Genomic DNA, 14,066 nt, shown 5'->3' with positions numbered 1-14,066 from the left:
CGCGCCAATTCTTTGCGATCAAGGCCGTGCCGTGTCTTTTGGCTCTCCCCCCTCGCGTTCGTCACTGCTGCTGGCGCTGCTGTTCAGCCCGGTGTTGCAGGCGGACGACCTGTTTGTCGACAGCGAAACGCTGCCGCAGGTGCTGACGGCCACGCGCCTGAAACAGACGCCGGCGGAAGTGCCGGGGAGCATGACCGTCATCGACAGTGAGCTGATCAGTGCCAGTGGCGCGCGGGACATCAGCGAGTTGCTGCGACTGGTGCCGGGGATGATGGTCGGCAACATCAGCGGCAATCAGGCGGCGGTCAACTATCACGGAACCAACGCCAGCGAAGCGCGGCGCATGCAGGTGCTGATCGATGGCCGCTCGGTGTACCGCGCAGGCCTGGCCACGGTGGACTGGAGTGACATTCCGGTGGCCATGGAAGACATCGAGCGCATCGAGGTTTTCCGTGGGCCGAACACCGTCAGCTACGGCGCCAACGCGCTGATGGCGGTGGTCAACATCATCACCCGCAACCCGGCGGACAGCCACGGCACGCGCCTGAAGGTCACCCGAGGCCAGCGCGGCATCAACGACTTCTATGCCAGCCAGGGCACGGGGTGGAATGGCGGCGACCTGCGTTTGTCGCTGTCCGGCCAGGAAGACGATGGCTTCGACAGCGACCGTACCGGCGCCGATTACCGTGACAGCCGCCGCTTGAACCGCTTCAGCCTCGCCGTCAGCCAGACCCTGAGCGACAATCAGACCCTCGACTGGCAGATCAACGCGAAGGACGGCAGCAACCAGCGGCCCTACACCTACCGCCCGGTGTTCTCGGGGATTACCGCTGCCGGGAACAATTCCGACGTGATCGCCAAGGATTACGCCGGCTCGGTGCGCTGGAATCTCGACATCAATCCCGAACACAGCCTTTATATACAGGGTTCGGCCCAGCACTGGGATCGCCAGCAAGTGTGGCGCGCTTGCGATGCCGAAGTGTCGTTCAGCCCGCAACTGACCCAGCTGTGGCAGCTCAACCCGAACTACACCGAACGCCTCGCACGCAATATCACCCGCTTCACCGGCCCTGGCGCCGCGCCGGGTACCCCGCAGGAAATGGCCCTGGCCAATCAGGTGCTGGATCAGTGGCGCAACGGTGCCAGCCAGACCTTGTGCGGAGACATCGATCAAAGCGCCCGCGAGTCGCGCTACGATCTCGAATTGCAGGACACCCTCAGCCTGTCCGACAGTCTGCGGCTGGTCAGCGGCCTGAACTATCGTTACGACCGGGCCGACTCCGAGACCTACTTCAACGGCACGCTGGACGACACCACCTGGCGCGCGTTCGGCCAACTGGAGTGGCGCGCCAGTGAACACTGGCTGTTGCAGGGTGGCGCCATGTTCGAAAACACCCAATTGATCGGCAGTTCGCTGACGCCGCGATTCGCCGTCAACTACCTGATCAACCCACGCCATGGCCTGCGCGCGGTGTACTCCGAGGCGATCCGTTCGCCGGACATGTTCGAGAACAACGTCAACTGGAGCTATCAGGTGAGCAACCTGCGACCGTCCGCCTATGGCCAGTCTTCGGCGCGCTACTTCGTCAAGACCCGTGGCCCGGGCAATCTCGATCAGGAACACATGCGCTCGCGCGAACTGGGCTACAACGGCTATTTCGCCGAGCTGGGGCTGGCCGTGGACGTGAAGCTGTTCTACGACGAAATCACCGGGATGATCAGCGAGCCGCTGCGCAACAACCAGTACATCGCCAGCAACGCCAACAGCTCACGCTTTCGCGGCACCGAAACCCAGCTCGACTGGCGCCTGAGCATGATCGATCGCCTGCGCTTCACTTACGCTTTCGTCGACGCCGAAGCGAGCAATCCGCTGGATCAGCAATTCACCTCGCGTAACAGCGGTTCTGCCGGCTGGCTGCGTGATTGGGGCCACGGCTGGAACAGCGCCCTGTTCTATTACGGCGACAACGCGCTCAACGGCTACCGCTTCGAGCGCGTCGACACGCGCATCGCCAAACGCATCCCGCTGGGCAAGGCGCAACTGCAACTGGCCGGCGTGCTGCAGCAGCGGCTCGACAACCAGCCGACCACTTTCGTCGACAACAATTACGACGAACGCCGGGTGCTGTACTTCAGCGCCGAGCTGGAGTTCTAGGGTGCGCTATGCCACGCCAAACAAGACGCCAACCCTTGGTCACTGGCTGGCCGGTGTCTGTCTGTTTTTGACCGCGTGGCTGCACGGCGTGGCGGTGCAAGCCGCCGATATTCTGTTGACCGGCGCCGAAGAAAGCCCCGGGGTGCAAGCCTTCGTCCAGGCCCTGAGCGAGCTGCGTCCCACCGACAACGTGCGGTTCCAGCCGCTGGCCAGCCTGCCGGCGCCGGGCAAGTTGCCGGCCAATCTGCGGATGATTCTGCTCGACCTACCCAGCCTCGACTGGCGCCTGCAGGAGCCCCAGGGCCCGGCGACGCTGGTGTTGCGCATCAGCCGATTGCAAGCGCGGCAACGCTTGGGTGGCGCACAACCGCCGCACTTGAGTCTGCTATGGAGCGATCCACCGCTGGGGCGGCAACTGCAACTGATTCGACGGATTCTGCCGCAGGTGCGCCGGGTCGGCGTGCTGTTCGACCAGCACAGCGAATTCCTGCTCAAGGAGCTGCACCAGGCAGCAGCGCCGCTGAATCTGCAAATCGTCAGCCAGCGTTGGGACAACACCCAGGACAGTCGCCCGTTGCAAAGCGTGCTGAGAAACAGTGACGTGTTGCTGGGCCTCGACGATCCCGATCTGTACAACCCGAAAACCGCAAAAAACCTGCTGCTCAGCAGTTACTCCCGGCAAGTGGCGCTGGTCGGGCCGAACGCGGCGTTCGTGCGGGCCGGCAGCCTCGCCAGCACTTACAGCGATCAGCCCGACTGGCTGGCGATCCTTGACCGGTTGCTCGATCGCCCGCCGGCGACGTGGCCGCGCACGCTCTACCCCGATCGTTTCAAGGTCTCAAGTAATGTGCAGGTCGCTCGTTCCCTCGGTATCGAGCCAATCGATGAAGCGTCTGTTGCCCGCCAGTTGGCTGAAGGAGAAAGCCACCCATGAATCTGCGTCGCCGCTGGGACATCAACACCCGCACGCAATTGATCAGCCTCGGCCCGGCCCTGCTGCTCACGCTGCTGCTGATCAGTTTCTTTACCTTCGTGCGGATTCAGGATTTACGGCAGGAGCTCAATCACACCGGGCAACTGATCGCCAACCAACTGGCGCCCGCCACCGAGTACGGGGTGATTTCCGGCAACAACGAAGTGCTGGAAAGCCTGCTCAAAGCGACCCTGGCCACACCGAACGTGCGTTTTCTGGAAGTGCAGGACAGCGCCAACCGGATTCTTGCCTACGTTGAACAAGCCGCCGACGCGCACAACCGCCCGCATCAGGTGGAGGTGTTCCAGGCCCCGGTGCGCCTGCAACGGATCGCCCTCAACAGCGATTTTTTCCACGACGCCAAAGCCAGCAACAATGTGACCAGCGAGGACTATCTGGGCCGGGTGATTGTCGGTCTGTCCAACGATGCCTTCAGTCAGCGCCAGCAGGAAATTCTGCTCAAGGCCGGGATTCTGGCGTTGTTTGCCCTGCTCTTCACCTTTGTTCTGGCGCGGCGTCTGGCCGGCAGCCTGTCGGCGCCGATCCGCGATATCGGCAACGCGGTCAAGGCGATTCAGCAAGGCGATTACAAGACCCCACTGCCGATCGTCGATGACACCGAGTTGGGCGCCCTGTCGCAGCACATCAACAACCTCGCCCAGGCACTGGAGCAGGCCAGCCGCGAACAGCATCAGGCCATGGCGCAACTGATCCAGACCCGCGAGGAAGCGGAAAAGGCCAACAATGCCAAATCCGATTTTCTGGCGATGATGAGCCATGAACTGCGCACCCCGATGAACGGAGTGCTGGGCATGTTGCAGTTGCTGGAAACCACCGACATGACCGAGGAGCAGATCGAGTACGCGGCGCTCGCTTCCGAGTCCACCGAACACCTGCTGAAAGTCATCAACGACATTCTCGACTTCTCGCGGATCGAACGCTCGGAGCTGGAGCTTGAGCACATTCCGTTCAACCTCGCCGACCTGATCGGCGCTTGCGCCCAGTCGTTCCAGCACAGCGCGGTGCAGCGTGGCCTGGATCTGAACCTGCGGATCCCCGAGGACATGCGCGCCTTGCAGGTGCAGGGCGACCCGACGCGGATCCGGCAGATTCTGGTCAACCTGGTGGGCAACGCCTTGAAGTTCACCGAGCGCGGCCGGGTCAGCATCGAGGCGCAGTGGCAGGCGCTGGATCACGAGTTGCTGTGGTTCACCTGTTCGGTGCGCGACAGTGGCATCGGTATCTCCTCGGAAAGTCTGGAGTTGATGTTCAATGCGTTCCAGCAGGCCGACAGTTCGATTTCCCGGCGCTATGGCGGCACCGGCCTCGGCTTGCCGATCGCCCGCACCCTGGCCGAACGCATGGGCGGGACGTTGCGCGCCCAAAGCGAAGAAGGCCTGGGGTCGGTGTTCACCCTGGAAATCCCGCTGGCCTTATATAAGCAGACGTTGCCGCAACTGGCGGCACCGCGTGCAGCCAATGGCAACGGGCATGGTGAGGGGCGCAATGTGTTGCTGGTGGAGGACAACCCGGTCAACCAGACGGTCATCGAAGCCATGCTGCGCAGCCTCGGCTTTACTGTCAGCGTCGCTACCGATGGCGCGCAAGCGGTGCGCAGCGCCGAAGGCAATGATTTCGAAGTGATTCTGATGGACTGCCGCCTGCCGATCATCGACGGCTACGAGGCGACCCGGCAGATCCGCCAACTGCCCGGACGCCGCGAGGTACCGATCATCGCGCTGACCGCCAACGCGTTGCAGGGCGACCGCGAAACTTGCCTTTCGGCGGGCATGAACGATTATCTGGCCAAGCCGTTCAAACGCAATGACCTACAACAGATTCTGCAGCGCTGGGTGCAGTAGTGACGGTTTTTCGACCATCTGCGACTGGCGTGAAAAGCGAAAGTGCGGCAGTCTTAGGCACCCGAACGAGCCTCAAAAGAGGCTTGAATAAAAATTTCAGTGCACAAGTGTACATTCATGTCCTTGGTGCTGTGACTTTCACCACAACGCAATAGTCTATGAGTAGGCTGCCGGTACGAGGCATGAACGCGTCGATCGGCCGGGAAGATTTGCCCCACCTGCCGCATGGGATTATTGAGGAGCTCGCATGACCAAACAAAACGCCTTTACTCGGGAAGACCTGCTGCGCTGCAGTCGCGGTGAGCTGTTCGGCCCAGGTAACGCGCAACTGCCCGCCCCGAACATGCTGATGGTGGATCGCATCACCCTGATCAGCGAAGAAGGCGGCAAGTACGGCAAAGGTGAATTGGTCGCCGAGCTGGATATCAACCCTGACCTGTGGTTCTTCGCGTGCCACTTCGAGGGCGATCCGGTGATGCCGGGCTGCCTGGGTCTGGACGCCATGTGGCAACTGGTCGGCTTCTTCCTGGGCTGGCAAGGCCTGCCGGGCCGTGGCCGTGCGCTGGGTTCGGGCGAAGTGAAATTCTTCGGCCAGGTCCTGCCGACCGCCAAGAAAGTCACCTACAACATTCATATCAAACGCGTCCTCAAGGGCAAGCTGAACCTGGCCATCGCCGACGGTTCGGTGACTGTCGACGGTCGCGAAATCTACACCGCCGAAGGCCTTCGCGTCGGCGTGTTCACCTCCACTGACAACTTCTAAGGGTTATTCGCATGCGCCGCGTCGTTATCACTGGTCTGGGCATTGTTTCGTGCCTGGGCAATGACAAAGAGACCGTCTCCGCTAACCTGCGTGCAAGCCGCCCTGGCATCCGGTTCAACCCGGAATATGCTGAAATGGGTCTGCGTAGCCAGGTTTCCGGCTCCATCGACCTCAACCTTGAAGAACTGATCGATCGCAAGATCTATCGTTTCGTCGGCCACGCAGCGGCTTACGCCTACCTGGCCATGAAAGACGCGATCACTGACTCCGGCCTGACCGAAGAGCAAGTGTCCAACCCGCGTACCGGCCTGATCGCCGGCTCGGGCGGCGCGTCGACTCTGAACCAGATGGAAGCGCTGGACATCCTGCGCGAGAAAGGCGTGAAACGCGTTGGCCCATACCGTGTAACGCGGACCATGAGCAGCACCGTTTCCGCGTGCCTGGCCACGCCGTTCAAGATCAAGGGCCTGAACTACTCCATCGCTTCTGCCTGCGCCACCAGTGCTCACTGCATCGGTACCGCCATGGAACAGATCCAGATGGGCAAGCAGGACATCGTCTTCGCCGGTGGCGGTGAAGAAGAGCACTGGAGCCAGTCGTTCCTGTTCGACGCGATGGGCGCCCTGTCCAGCAAGCGTAACGACACCCCGGAACAAGCCTCCCGCGCCTACGACGCCGACCGTGACGGTTTCGTCATCGCTGGCGGTGGCGGCATGGTCGTGGTTGAAGAGCTGGAACACGCTCTGGCCCGTGGCGCCAAGATCTACGCCGAAATCGTTGGCTACGGCGCAACGTCCGACGGCTACGACATGGTTGCCCCAAGTGGCGAAGGCGCGATCCGCTGCATGCAGATGGCAATGTCCACCGTCGACACCCCAATCGACTACCTGAACACCCACGGCACCTCGACTCCGGTCGGCGACGTCGCGGAAATGAAAGGTGTGCGTGAAGTGTTCGGCGACAAGGCTCCAGCGATCAGCTCGACCAAGAGCCTGTCCGGTCACTCCCTGGGCGCCGCCGGCGTTCACGAAGCGATCTACTGCATGCTGATGATGGAAGGCAACTTCATCGCCGGTTCCGCCAACATCGACGAACTGGACCCTGAAGTGGCCGATCTGCCGGTGCTGACCAAGACCCGCGAAAACGCCACCATCAACACCGTGATGAGCAACAGCTTCGGCTTCGGCGGCACCAACGCCACGCTGGTGCTGAAGCGCTGGGAAGGCAAGTAAGTCCCCGCTGCAGAGCCACACATGAAAACGCCCCGACTGGTTCGGGGCGTTTTTTTTCGTCTGCAGAAAGTCGCCAGGCACTCCGCTTTCCCTTGTGGGAGCGGGCTTGCTCGCGAAAGCGCTGGCTCAGGTATGAAGGTGGCGACTGACACTCCGCTTTCGCGAGCAAGCCTGCTCCCACAGGGGATATCAGTGCGCCTGAAAATGAAACTTCTGTCATGAAACCTTGCACCCTGCGACCGAATGTCGCGGATTACGCGGGCTGCAGCACTGTTGCAAAAACCGCAACAACACCTTGCGCAAATCAAACGTTTACTTAGCAAGCTAACAAATCATATAAAAGAGTCCTGCACACGCCTTGCTGCAGATAACTTGAGATTTGGAGCTAGCAGATGACTGTAAAAGTAACTGAACGCGACGATTCACACATGTCCCACGAAGGCGTAGCCGCCGGTGTACGGATCTGGGATGTGCATCAACAAGACTTGCTGGTCGGCATGTTCCACAACGAGATCGATGCCCACAACTACAAGGCCGAACTCGAACTGCAAGAACAGCAACGGGATCTGAAATCCGCTTAGGCGAATATTGAACCTGTGGCGAGGGAGCTTGCTCCCGCTGGGGCGCGAAGCGGCCCTGCTCTTCAACTCAAGAGCAGAGGCCTGCTACGCAGTCCAGCGGGAGCAAGCTCCCTCGCCACAGTTTGGGTTGTTACAGCTTTATCGGTTTACCACATCAGGTCATCAGGGATCTGATAGGCCGCGTACGGATCGTCCTCGGCATTGACCTCTTCGGTCTGCACGTTGAGCTGCACGATACGTTGCGGGTCGCGCTCCTGGATCTTCAGGGCCGCTTCACGAGGGATCACTTCGTAGCCGCCGGCATGGTGCACGATCGCCAGCGAGCCGCTGCTGAGCTTGTTGCGCATCAGCGTATTGACCGAGATGCGCTTGACCTTCTTGTCGTCGACGAAGTTGTAGTAGTCCTCGGTGGTCAGCTTCGGCAGACGCGAGACTTCGATCAACTGCTTGACCTGTGCGGCACGGGCCTTGGCCTCGGCTTTCTCCTGCTGCTGGCGGTTCAGCTCCTGGTCGCGCTTGACCTTCTCGGCCATGGCTTCCTGAGCGGCGCGCTGCTGCGAATCATCCAGCTCGGCCTGCCCTTTGTGGGCCAGACGCTGTTGCTTCTGCTTGTCTTTGCTGACCTGCTTGGCCTGCTTTTGGTTGACCAGACCTGCTTTGAGCAACTGGTCGCGAAGGGAAAGGCTCATTAATGCTTACTCACTTGGGCAACGGCTCAGCCGCAGCTGGGCAAATTCTTTTCCTGACGTTTGGCTTCACCCCACAGGGCGTCCAACTCTTCGAGGGTGCAATCTTCCATGGGACGACGGGTGTCGCGCAATGCCTGTTCGATAAAACGGAAACGTCGTTCGAACTTGGCGTTGGCACAGCGCAGTGCGGTTTCCGGATCGACCTTGAGATGCCGGGCCAGATTGACCACGGAAAACAGCAGATCACCGATCTCGTCAGCCACCGCGTCGGGATCGTTTTCGGACATGGCTTCGAGCACTTCATCGAGCTCTTCGCGCACCTTGTCCAGCACCGGCAGTGCATCCGGCCAGTCGAAGCCGACCTGCCCGGCGCGCTTTTGCAACTTGGCCGAACGCGACAGTGCCGGCAACGCGGCGGGCACGTCATCGAGCAGTGACAGCTGCTCGGGCACGGCGGATTTCTCCGCGCGTTCTTCGGCCTTGATCTCTTCCCAACGCTGCTTGACCTGTTCTTCATTCAGCCGTGGCACATCCAGCGGCGCGTACAGATCGCCGGTGGGGAACACGTGCGGATGACGACGGATCAGCTTGCGCGTGATGCTGTCGATCACTCCGGCAAATTCGAAGCGCCCTTCTTCCCGGGCCAACTGGCTGTAATAGACCACCTGAAACAACAGATCACCCAGCTCGCCCTGCAAGTGATCGAAGTCGCCGCGTTCAATGGCGTCAGCCACTTCATAGGCTTCTTCGAGGGTATGCGGGACGATGGTCGCGTAGGTTTGCTTGATGTCCCACGGGCAACCGAACTGCGGATCGCGCAGGCGGCTCATCAGGTGGAGCAGGTCTTCAAGTGAATACATCTGTCATGCCTCTACACAAAACCAATGTGGGAGCGGGCTTGCTCGCGAATGCGGTGTGTCATTCAGCGCAAATATCGACTGACACGCCCTCTTCGCGAGCAAGCCCGCTCCCACCTTCGAACGAAGCCATCTTCACGGAGTACGGTTACGCCGCGTCTCGATGATGTTCGGCAACTGCGAAATCCGCCCCAGCAAGCGCCCCAGCGCATCCAGCCCGGGAATCTCGATGGTCAGCGACATCAGCGCGGTGTTGTCTTCCTTGTTCGAGCGGGTATTGACCGCCAGCACGTTGATCCGCTCGTTGAGCAGCACCTGCGAGACGTCCCGCAGCAGACCGGAACGGTCGTAGGCGCGGATGACGATGTCCACCGGATAGGTGAGCACCGGCACCGGGCCCCAGTTGACCTGGATGATCCGCTCCGGCTCGCGCCCGGCCAGTTGCAGCACCGAGGCGCAGTCCTGCCGGTGAATGCTCACGCCGCGGCCCTGGGTGATGTAGCCGACAATCGCGTCGCCCGGCAGCGGCTGGCAGCAGCCGGCCATCTGCGTCATCAGGTTGCCGACACCCTGAATCTGAATGTCGCCGCGCTTGCCCGGCTTGTAGCCAGTGGCTTTGCGCGGGATCAACTCCAGCTGTTCGTTGCCGCGTTCCGGCTCGACCAGTTGCTGCGCCAGGTTGACCAGTTGCGCCAGACGCAAGTCGCCGGCACCGAGGGCGGCGAACATGTCTTCGGCGGTCTTCATGTTGGCCTTTTCGGCCAGCTTGTCGAAGTCCACCGCCGGCAGACCGAGGCGATTGAGTTCGCGCTCGATCAGGGTTTTACCGGCCGCGACGTTCTGGTCACGGGCCTGCAACTTGAACCAGTGAACGATCTTCGCCCGCGCCCGCGAGGTGGTGACGTAACCCAGGTTCGGGTTCAACCAGTCGCGGCTCGGCGTACCGTGCTTGCTGGTGATGATCTCGACCTGTTCACCGGTCTGCAGGCTGTAGTTGAGCGGCACGATCCGCCCGTTGATCTTCGCGCCCCGGCAGTTGTGACCGATTTCGGTGTGCACGCGGTAAGCGAAGTCCAGCGGCGTCGCGCCTTTCGGCAAATCGATGGCGTGGCCGTCGGGGGTGAAGATGTACACCCGGTCCGGTTCGATATCGACCCGCAGCTGTTCGGCCAGACCACCGATATCGCCCAGCTCCTCGTGCCACTCCAGCACCTGACGCAGCCAGGAGATTTTCTCTTCGTAGTGGTTCGAGCCGGATTTGACGTCGGTGCCTTTGTAGCGCCAGTGCGCGCAGACGCCGAGCTCGGCCTCCTCGTGCATCGAGTGCGTACGGATCTGTACTTCCAGCACCTTGCCTTCCGGACCGATTACCGCGGTGTGCAGCGAGCGGTAGCCGTTCTCTTTCGGGTTGGCGATGTAGTCGTCGAATTCCTTCGGGATGTGCCGCCACAGGGTGTGGACGATGCCGAGCGCGGTGTAGCAGTCGCGCATTTCCGGCACCAGCACGCGCACGGCGCGCACGTCGTAGATCTGGCTGAACTCCAGACCCTTGCGCTGCATTTTGCGCCAGATCGAATAGATGTGTTTGGCCCGGCCGCTGATGTCGGCGTCGACGCCGGTGGCCTGCAATTCGTCCTTGAGCTGGGTCATCACATCGCTGATGAACCGCTCACGGTCCAGCCGCCGCTCATGGAGCAGCTTGGCGATCTGTTTGTATTGATCGGGTTCCAGGTAACGGAAGGACAAGTCCTCCAGCTCCCACTTGATATGACCGATGCCGAGCCGGTGCGCGAGCGGCGCATAGATGTCGAAGACTTCCCGGGCGACGCGGTTGCGCTTCTCGTCGTCAGCGGTTTTCACCGCGCGAATGGCGCAGGTACGTTCGGCCAGTTTGATCAGCGCGACACGAACGTCGTCGACCATCGCCACCAGCATCTTGCGCAGGTTTTCCACCTGGCCCTGAGTGCCCATCACCATCGACTGGCGCGGGCTGAGGCTGGCACTGATTGCCGCCATGCGCTGCACGCCGTCGATCAGTTTGGCCACGACGGGACCGAAGCGCTGGCTGACCGCCGCGAGTTCGATCTGACCTTCGCGGACGCCGCGATACAGCACCGCCGCGACCAGCGAATCCTGATCGAGTTTGAGGTCGGCGAGGATCTCGGCGATCTCCAGTCCCGTGCTGAAACTGCCGGAGCCTTCGGCCCACAGATTCTTCTTGGCATTGGACTGCTGTTCGGCCTCGCGAGCGAACTCGCAGGCTTCTTTCAAGGCTTCGCGATCCAGTGCCATGTCGACACTGACCGCGTGATCGAGCCAAGCCTCGAGATTGATACTGCCGTCAGTGTTGATCGGCTGGTGTGCTCTCACCTGTACCATGCTGCTTTACCTTCCCTACGACGCAGATTCAATGCGTCAAATCGCTGACCCTCAACGCCCGTATGCGCTCGCGGGGCTAAAGCGAGCGCCGCCCGGACAGGTCAGACGGATTCAGACGAGCCATCCTGGCTCGCTTCAAATAACGCCATGGCCTCGACATGTGCCGTCTGAGGAAACATATCGAGAATCCCGGCACGTTTTAACCGGTAGCCCTGCTTGATCAATTCGACCGTATCGCGCGCCAGAGTTGCAGGGTTGCACGATACATACACCAACCGTTTCGCACCCAGGGTCGCGAGCTTGCGCACCACCTCGAAAGCACCGTCACGCGGTGGGTCCAAGAGTACCGCAGAAAAGCCGTTTCCGATCCACTGGGCATCGGTCAAAGGCTGGGATAAATCGGCTTGAAAAAACTTTGTGTTATGCAAATTGTTGCTAGCAGCATTGGCAGCGGCACGGTCGACCATGGTCTGCACGCCCTCCACCGCCACCACTTCACGCACGCTTTTGGCCAGCGGCAAGGCGAAGTTACCCAGACCGCAGAACAGGTCGAGCACGCGCTCGTCACCGGTCGGCTTCAGCCAGTCCAGCGCCTGCGCGACCATCGCCTCGTTGACCCCAGCGTTGACCTGGATGAAATCCCCTGGCCGCCAGGCCAGATCCAGATCCCACTGCTCCAGGCGATAGCCCAGCGCCTGCGTGGCATCCACCGGTTGCGGCTGGCCTTCGCCATGCAACCACAGTTGCGCTGCATGGAACTGGCAGAAATCCTTGAGGATCGTCAGGTCGGCTTCGGACAGCGGCGCCATGTGTCGCAACAACACCGCCAGCGATGAACCACTGAACAACTCGACATGCCCCAGCGCCTGCGGTTTGCTCAAACGACGGAGCATCTCCGGCAAGCGGGTCATGATCGGTTGCAAGGGCTGTACCAGCACCGGGCATTCGTTGATGGCGACGATGTCCTGACTGCCGGCAGCGCGGAAACCGACTTCAAGCTGCTTGGCTTTCATGTCCCAGCGCACGGCGATCCGCGCGCGGCGGCGATAGCCGAATTCCGGGCCAGTCAACGGCGCAGCCCATTCGTCAGGCGCGACCCCGGCGACCTTCGACAGCTGCTCGGCGAGCATGCGCTGTTTCAGGGCAAGCTGCTCGGCGTGGGGCAAGTGTTGCACGCTGCACCCGCCGCAGCGGCCGGCATGCTGACAGGCTGCCGCACGACGCAACTCGCTGGCCTTGAACACGCGCTCGGTGCGCGCCTCGACCACTTTGCCGTGGGCGCCAAGTACCCGCGCCTCGACCTCTTCACCGGCAAGGGCGCCGAGGACGAACCAGGTTTTGCCTTCGAAAAACGCGATGCCGCGACCGTCATTGGCCAGGCGCTCGATGTTCAAGCGCTGTTTTTTGCCGGTCGGAATTTGCGCGGCCTTGCTGCCGCCGGTGGGCTGGAAGCGCAGGCCTCTCTCGTGCTTGGCCATCAGTTGGGCGCGTCGAAAATGCCGGTCGACAGATAACGGTCGCCACGGTCGCAGATGATCGCGACGATCACCGCGTTTTCAACTTCTTTGGACAGGCGCAGCATGGCTGCCACCGCACCACCCGAGGACACGCCACAGAAGATGCCTTCTTCGCGGGCCAGACGCCGGGTGACATCCTCGGCTTCGCTTTGCGCCATGTCGACAATACGGTCGACGCGGTCGGCCTGATAGATCTTCGGCAGGTATTCCTGCGGCCAGCGACGGATACCGGGAATGGCCGAGCCTTCCATCGGTTGCAGCCCGATGATCTGCACGCTGTCGCTCTGCTCTTTCAAGTAGCGCGAGACGCCCATGATGGTGCCGGTGGTGCCCATCGAACTGACGAAATGGGTGATGGTGCCCTGGGTCTGACGCCAGATTTCCGGGCCGGTGGTGGTGTAGTGCGCTTCAGGGTTGTCGCCATTGGCGAACTGATCAAGCACCTTGCCACGGCCTTCGGCTTCCATCCGCTGGGCGAGATCGCGAGCGCCTTCCATGCCCTCTTCCTGACTGACCAGAATCAGCTCGGCACCGTAAGCGGTCATCGCCGCTTTACGTTCGGCACTGGAGTTGTCCGGCATGATCAGGATCATCTTGTAACCCTTGATCGCGGCGGCCATGGCCAGCGCAATCCCGGTGTTGCCCGAGGTCGCTTCGATCAGCGTGTCACCGGCGTGGATCTGCCCGCGCAGTTCGGCACGGGTGATCATCGACAGCGCCGGACGGTCCTTGACCGAACCCGCCGGGTTGTTCCCTTCGAGCTTGAGCAATAGGGTGTTGCTGGTGGCACCGGGCAGGCGCTGCAAACGCACCAGCGGAGTGTTGCCGACGCAATCGGCGATGGTTGGGTACTGCAGGGTCATGGCGTATTCGCAATCCAGACGTGCGGGGGCGCCTATCATACCGGCAAACGTTCGCAGGCCATATCACGCAAAGTGCGGTGCTTATGGTTTCTGGGAATAAGCAGATGAATGTCGCACCGGTGGTGCGACTTTTGAGTTCAGCGGTGAATCGAAGGGCCCCTTCGCGAGCAAGCCCGCTCCCACAGGAGGGTGGCG

11 protein-coding genes are annotated in these 14,066 nt (G+C 61.5%); 6 read left to right on the top strand and 5 right to left on the bottom strand.

Going from position 1 to position 14,066, the window contains the following annotated elements:
• The first annotated feature begins 31 nt into the window (after positions 1 to 31).
• From J1G18_RS19445 to J1G18_RS19420, 6 genes are all read left to right on the top strand, one after another.
• Positions 32 to 2,155: a TonB-dependent receptor plug domain-containing protein gene (locus tag J1G18_RS19445; protein WP_223008295.1), complete on the top strand. Its 2,124-nt coding sequence runs from the start codon at positions 32 to 34 to the stop codon at positions 2,153 to 2,155.
• Between the two features lies 1 nt (position 2,156).
• Positions 2,157 to 3,089: an ABC transporter substrate-binding protein gene (locus J1G18_RS19440; protein WP_098965071.1), complete on the top strand. Its 933-nt coding sequence runs from the start codon at positions 2,157 to 2,159 to the stop codon at positions 3,087 to 3,089.
• The gene (locus J1G18_RS19435) at positions 3,086 to 4,990 is read left to right on the top strand and encodes a response regulator (RefSeq protein WP_223008294.1); all 1,905 of its coding nucleotides are present in this window, start codon (positions 3,086 to 3,088) and stop codon (positions 4,988 to 4,990) included. Before J1G18_RS19440 ends, J1G18_RS19435 begins: the two co-directional genes overlap by 4 nt.
• A gap of 247 nt (positions 4,991 to 5,237) precedes the next feature.
• Complete coding sequence (gene fabA, locus J1G18_RS19430) at positions 5,238 to 5,753, top strand: 3-hydroxyacyl-[acyl-carrier-protein] dehydratase FabA (protein WP_003227150.1); 516 nt, start codon at positions 5,238 to 5,240, stop codon at positions 5,751 to 5,753.
• Between the two features lie 11 nt (positions 5,754 to 5,764).
• The gene (gene fabB, locus J1G18_RS19425) at positions 5,765 to 6,985 is read left to right on the top strand and encodes a beta-ketoacyl-ACP synthase I (protein WP_007968959.1); all 1,221 of its coding nucleotides are present in this window, start codon (positions 5,765 to 5,767) and stop codon (positions 6,983 to 6,985) included.
• A gap of 392 nt (positions 6,986 to 7,377) precedes the next feature.
• Positions 7,378 to 7,566: a hypothetical protein gene (locus J1G18_RS19420; protein WP_003227153.1), complete on the top strand. Its 189-nt coding sequence runs from the start codon at positions 7,378 to 7,380 to the stop codon at positions 7,564 to 7,566.
• Positions 7,567 to 7,712: 146 nt separating this feature from the next.
• Here the strand turns inward: J1G18_RS19420 and J1G18_RS19415 are convergent, their stop codons facing one another.
• From J1G18_RS19415 to cysM, 5 genes are all read right to left on the bottom strand, one after another.
• Entirely contained in the window at positions 7,713 to 8,255 is a 543-nt protein-coding gene (locus J1G18_RS19415) for a DUF2058 domain-containing protein (RefSeq protein ID WP_007968960.1), read from the bottom strand.
• Between the two features lie 26 nt (positions 8,256 to 8,281).
• Positions 8,282 to 9,115, bottom strand: coding sequence for a nucleoside triphosphate pyrophosphohydrolase (gene mazG / locus J1G18_RS19410; RefSeq protein WP_210558881.1), 834 nt, complete (start codon positions 9,113 to 9,115; stop codon positions 8,282 to 8,284).
• Positions 9,116 to 9,247: 132 nt separating this feature from the next.
• Positions 9,248 to 11,491 carry a GTP diphosphokinase gene (relA, locus tag J1G18_RS19405; RefSeq protein WP_223008293.1) on the bottom strand — a complete coding sequence of 748 codons (2,244 nt, stop codon included), beginning with the start codon at positions 11,489 to 11,491 and terminating at the stop codon, positions 9,248 to 9,250.
• Positions 11,492 to 11,592: 101 nt separating this feature from the next.
• Positions 11,593 to 12,969 (bottom strand): 23S rRNA (uracil(1939)-C(5))-methyltransferase RlmD, encoded by a 1,377-nt coding sequence (gene rlmD, locus J1G18_RS19400; protein ID WP_223008292.1) that lies wholly within the window; start codon positions 12,967 to 12,969, stop codon positions 11,593 to 11,595.
• Positions 12,969 to 13,871, bottom strand: a complete 903-nt coding sequence (cysM, locus tag J1G18_RS19395) for a cysteine synthase CysM (protein ID WP_027612303.1) — start codon at positions 13,869 to 13,871, stop codon at positions 12,969 to 12,971. Before cysM ends, rlmD begins: the two co-directional genes overlap by 1 nt.
• Positions 13,872 to 14,066: the final 195 nt, after the last annotated feature.

The organism is Pseudomonas sp. MIS38 (assembly GCF_019891575.1).
Taxonomy (GTDB): Bacteria; Pseudomonadota; Gammaproteobacteria; order Pseudomonadales; family Pseudomonadaceae; genus Aquipseudomonas; species Aquipseudomonas putida_A.
Note: the sequence above shows the minus strand (reverse complement) of the source record. Positions and strands in the feature narration are given on the sequence as shown.

What these genes read in the sequence shown, in the direction of transcription:
- J1G18_RS19435 (WP_223008294.1), top strand. Translation starts at nt 3,086, where the DNA reads ATGAATCTGCGTCGCCGCTGGGACATCAACACCCGCACGCAATTGATC.
- fabB (WP_007968959.1), top strand. Translation starts at nt 5,765, where the DNA reads ATGCGCCGCGTCGTTATCACTGGTCTGGGCATTGTTTCGTGCCTGGGC.
- fabA (WP_003227150.1), top strand. Translation starts at nt 5,238, where the DNA reads ATGACCAAACAAAACGCCTTTACTCGGGAAGACCTGCTGCGCTGCAGT.
- cysM (WP_027612303.1), bottom strand. Translation starts at nt 13,871, where the DNA reads ATGACCCTGCAGTACCCAACCATCGCCGATTGCGTCGGCAACACTCCG.
- rlmD (WP_223008292.1), bottom strand. Translation starts at nt 12,969, where the DNA reads ATGGCCAAGCACGAGAGAGGCCTGCGCTTCCAGCCCACCGGCGGCAGC.
- relA (WP_223008293.1), bottom strand. Translation starts at nt 11,491, where the DNA reads ATGGTACAGGTGAGAGCACACCAGCCGATCAACACTGACGGCAGTATC.
- J1G18_RS19415 (WP_007968960.1), bottom strand. Translation starts at nt 8,255, where the DNA reads ATGAGCCTTTCCCTTCGCGACCAGTTGCTCAAAGCAGGTCTGGTCAAC.
- J1G18_RS19420 (WP_003227153.1), top strand. Translation starts at nt 7,378, where the DNA reads ATGACTGTAAAAGTAACTGAACGCGACGATTCACACATGTCCCACGAA.
- mazG (WP_210558881.1), bottom strand. Translation starts at nt 9,115, where the DNA reads ATGTATTCACTTGAAGACCTGCTCCACCTGATGAGCCGCCTGCGCGAT.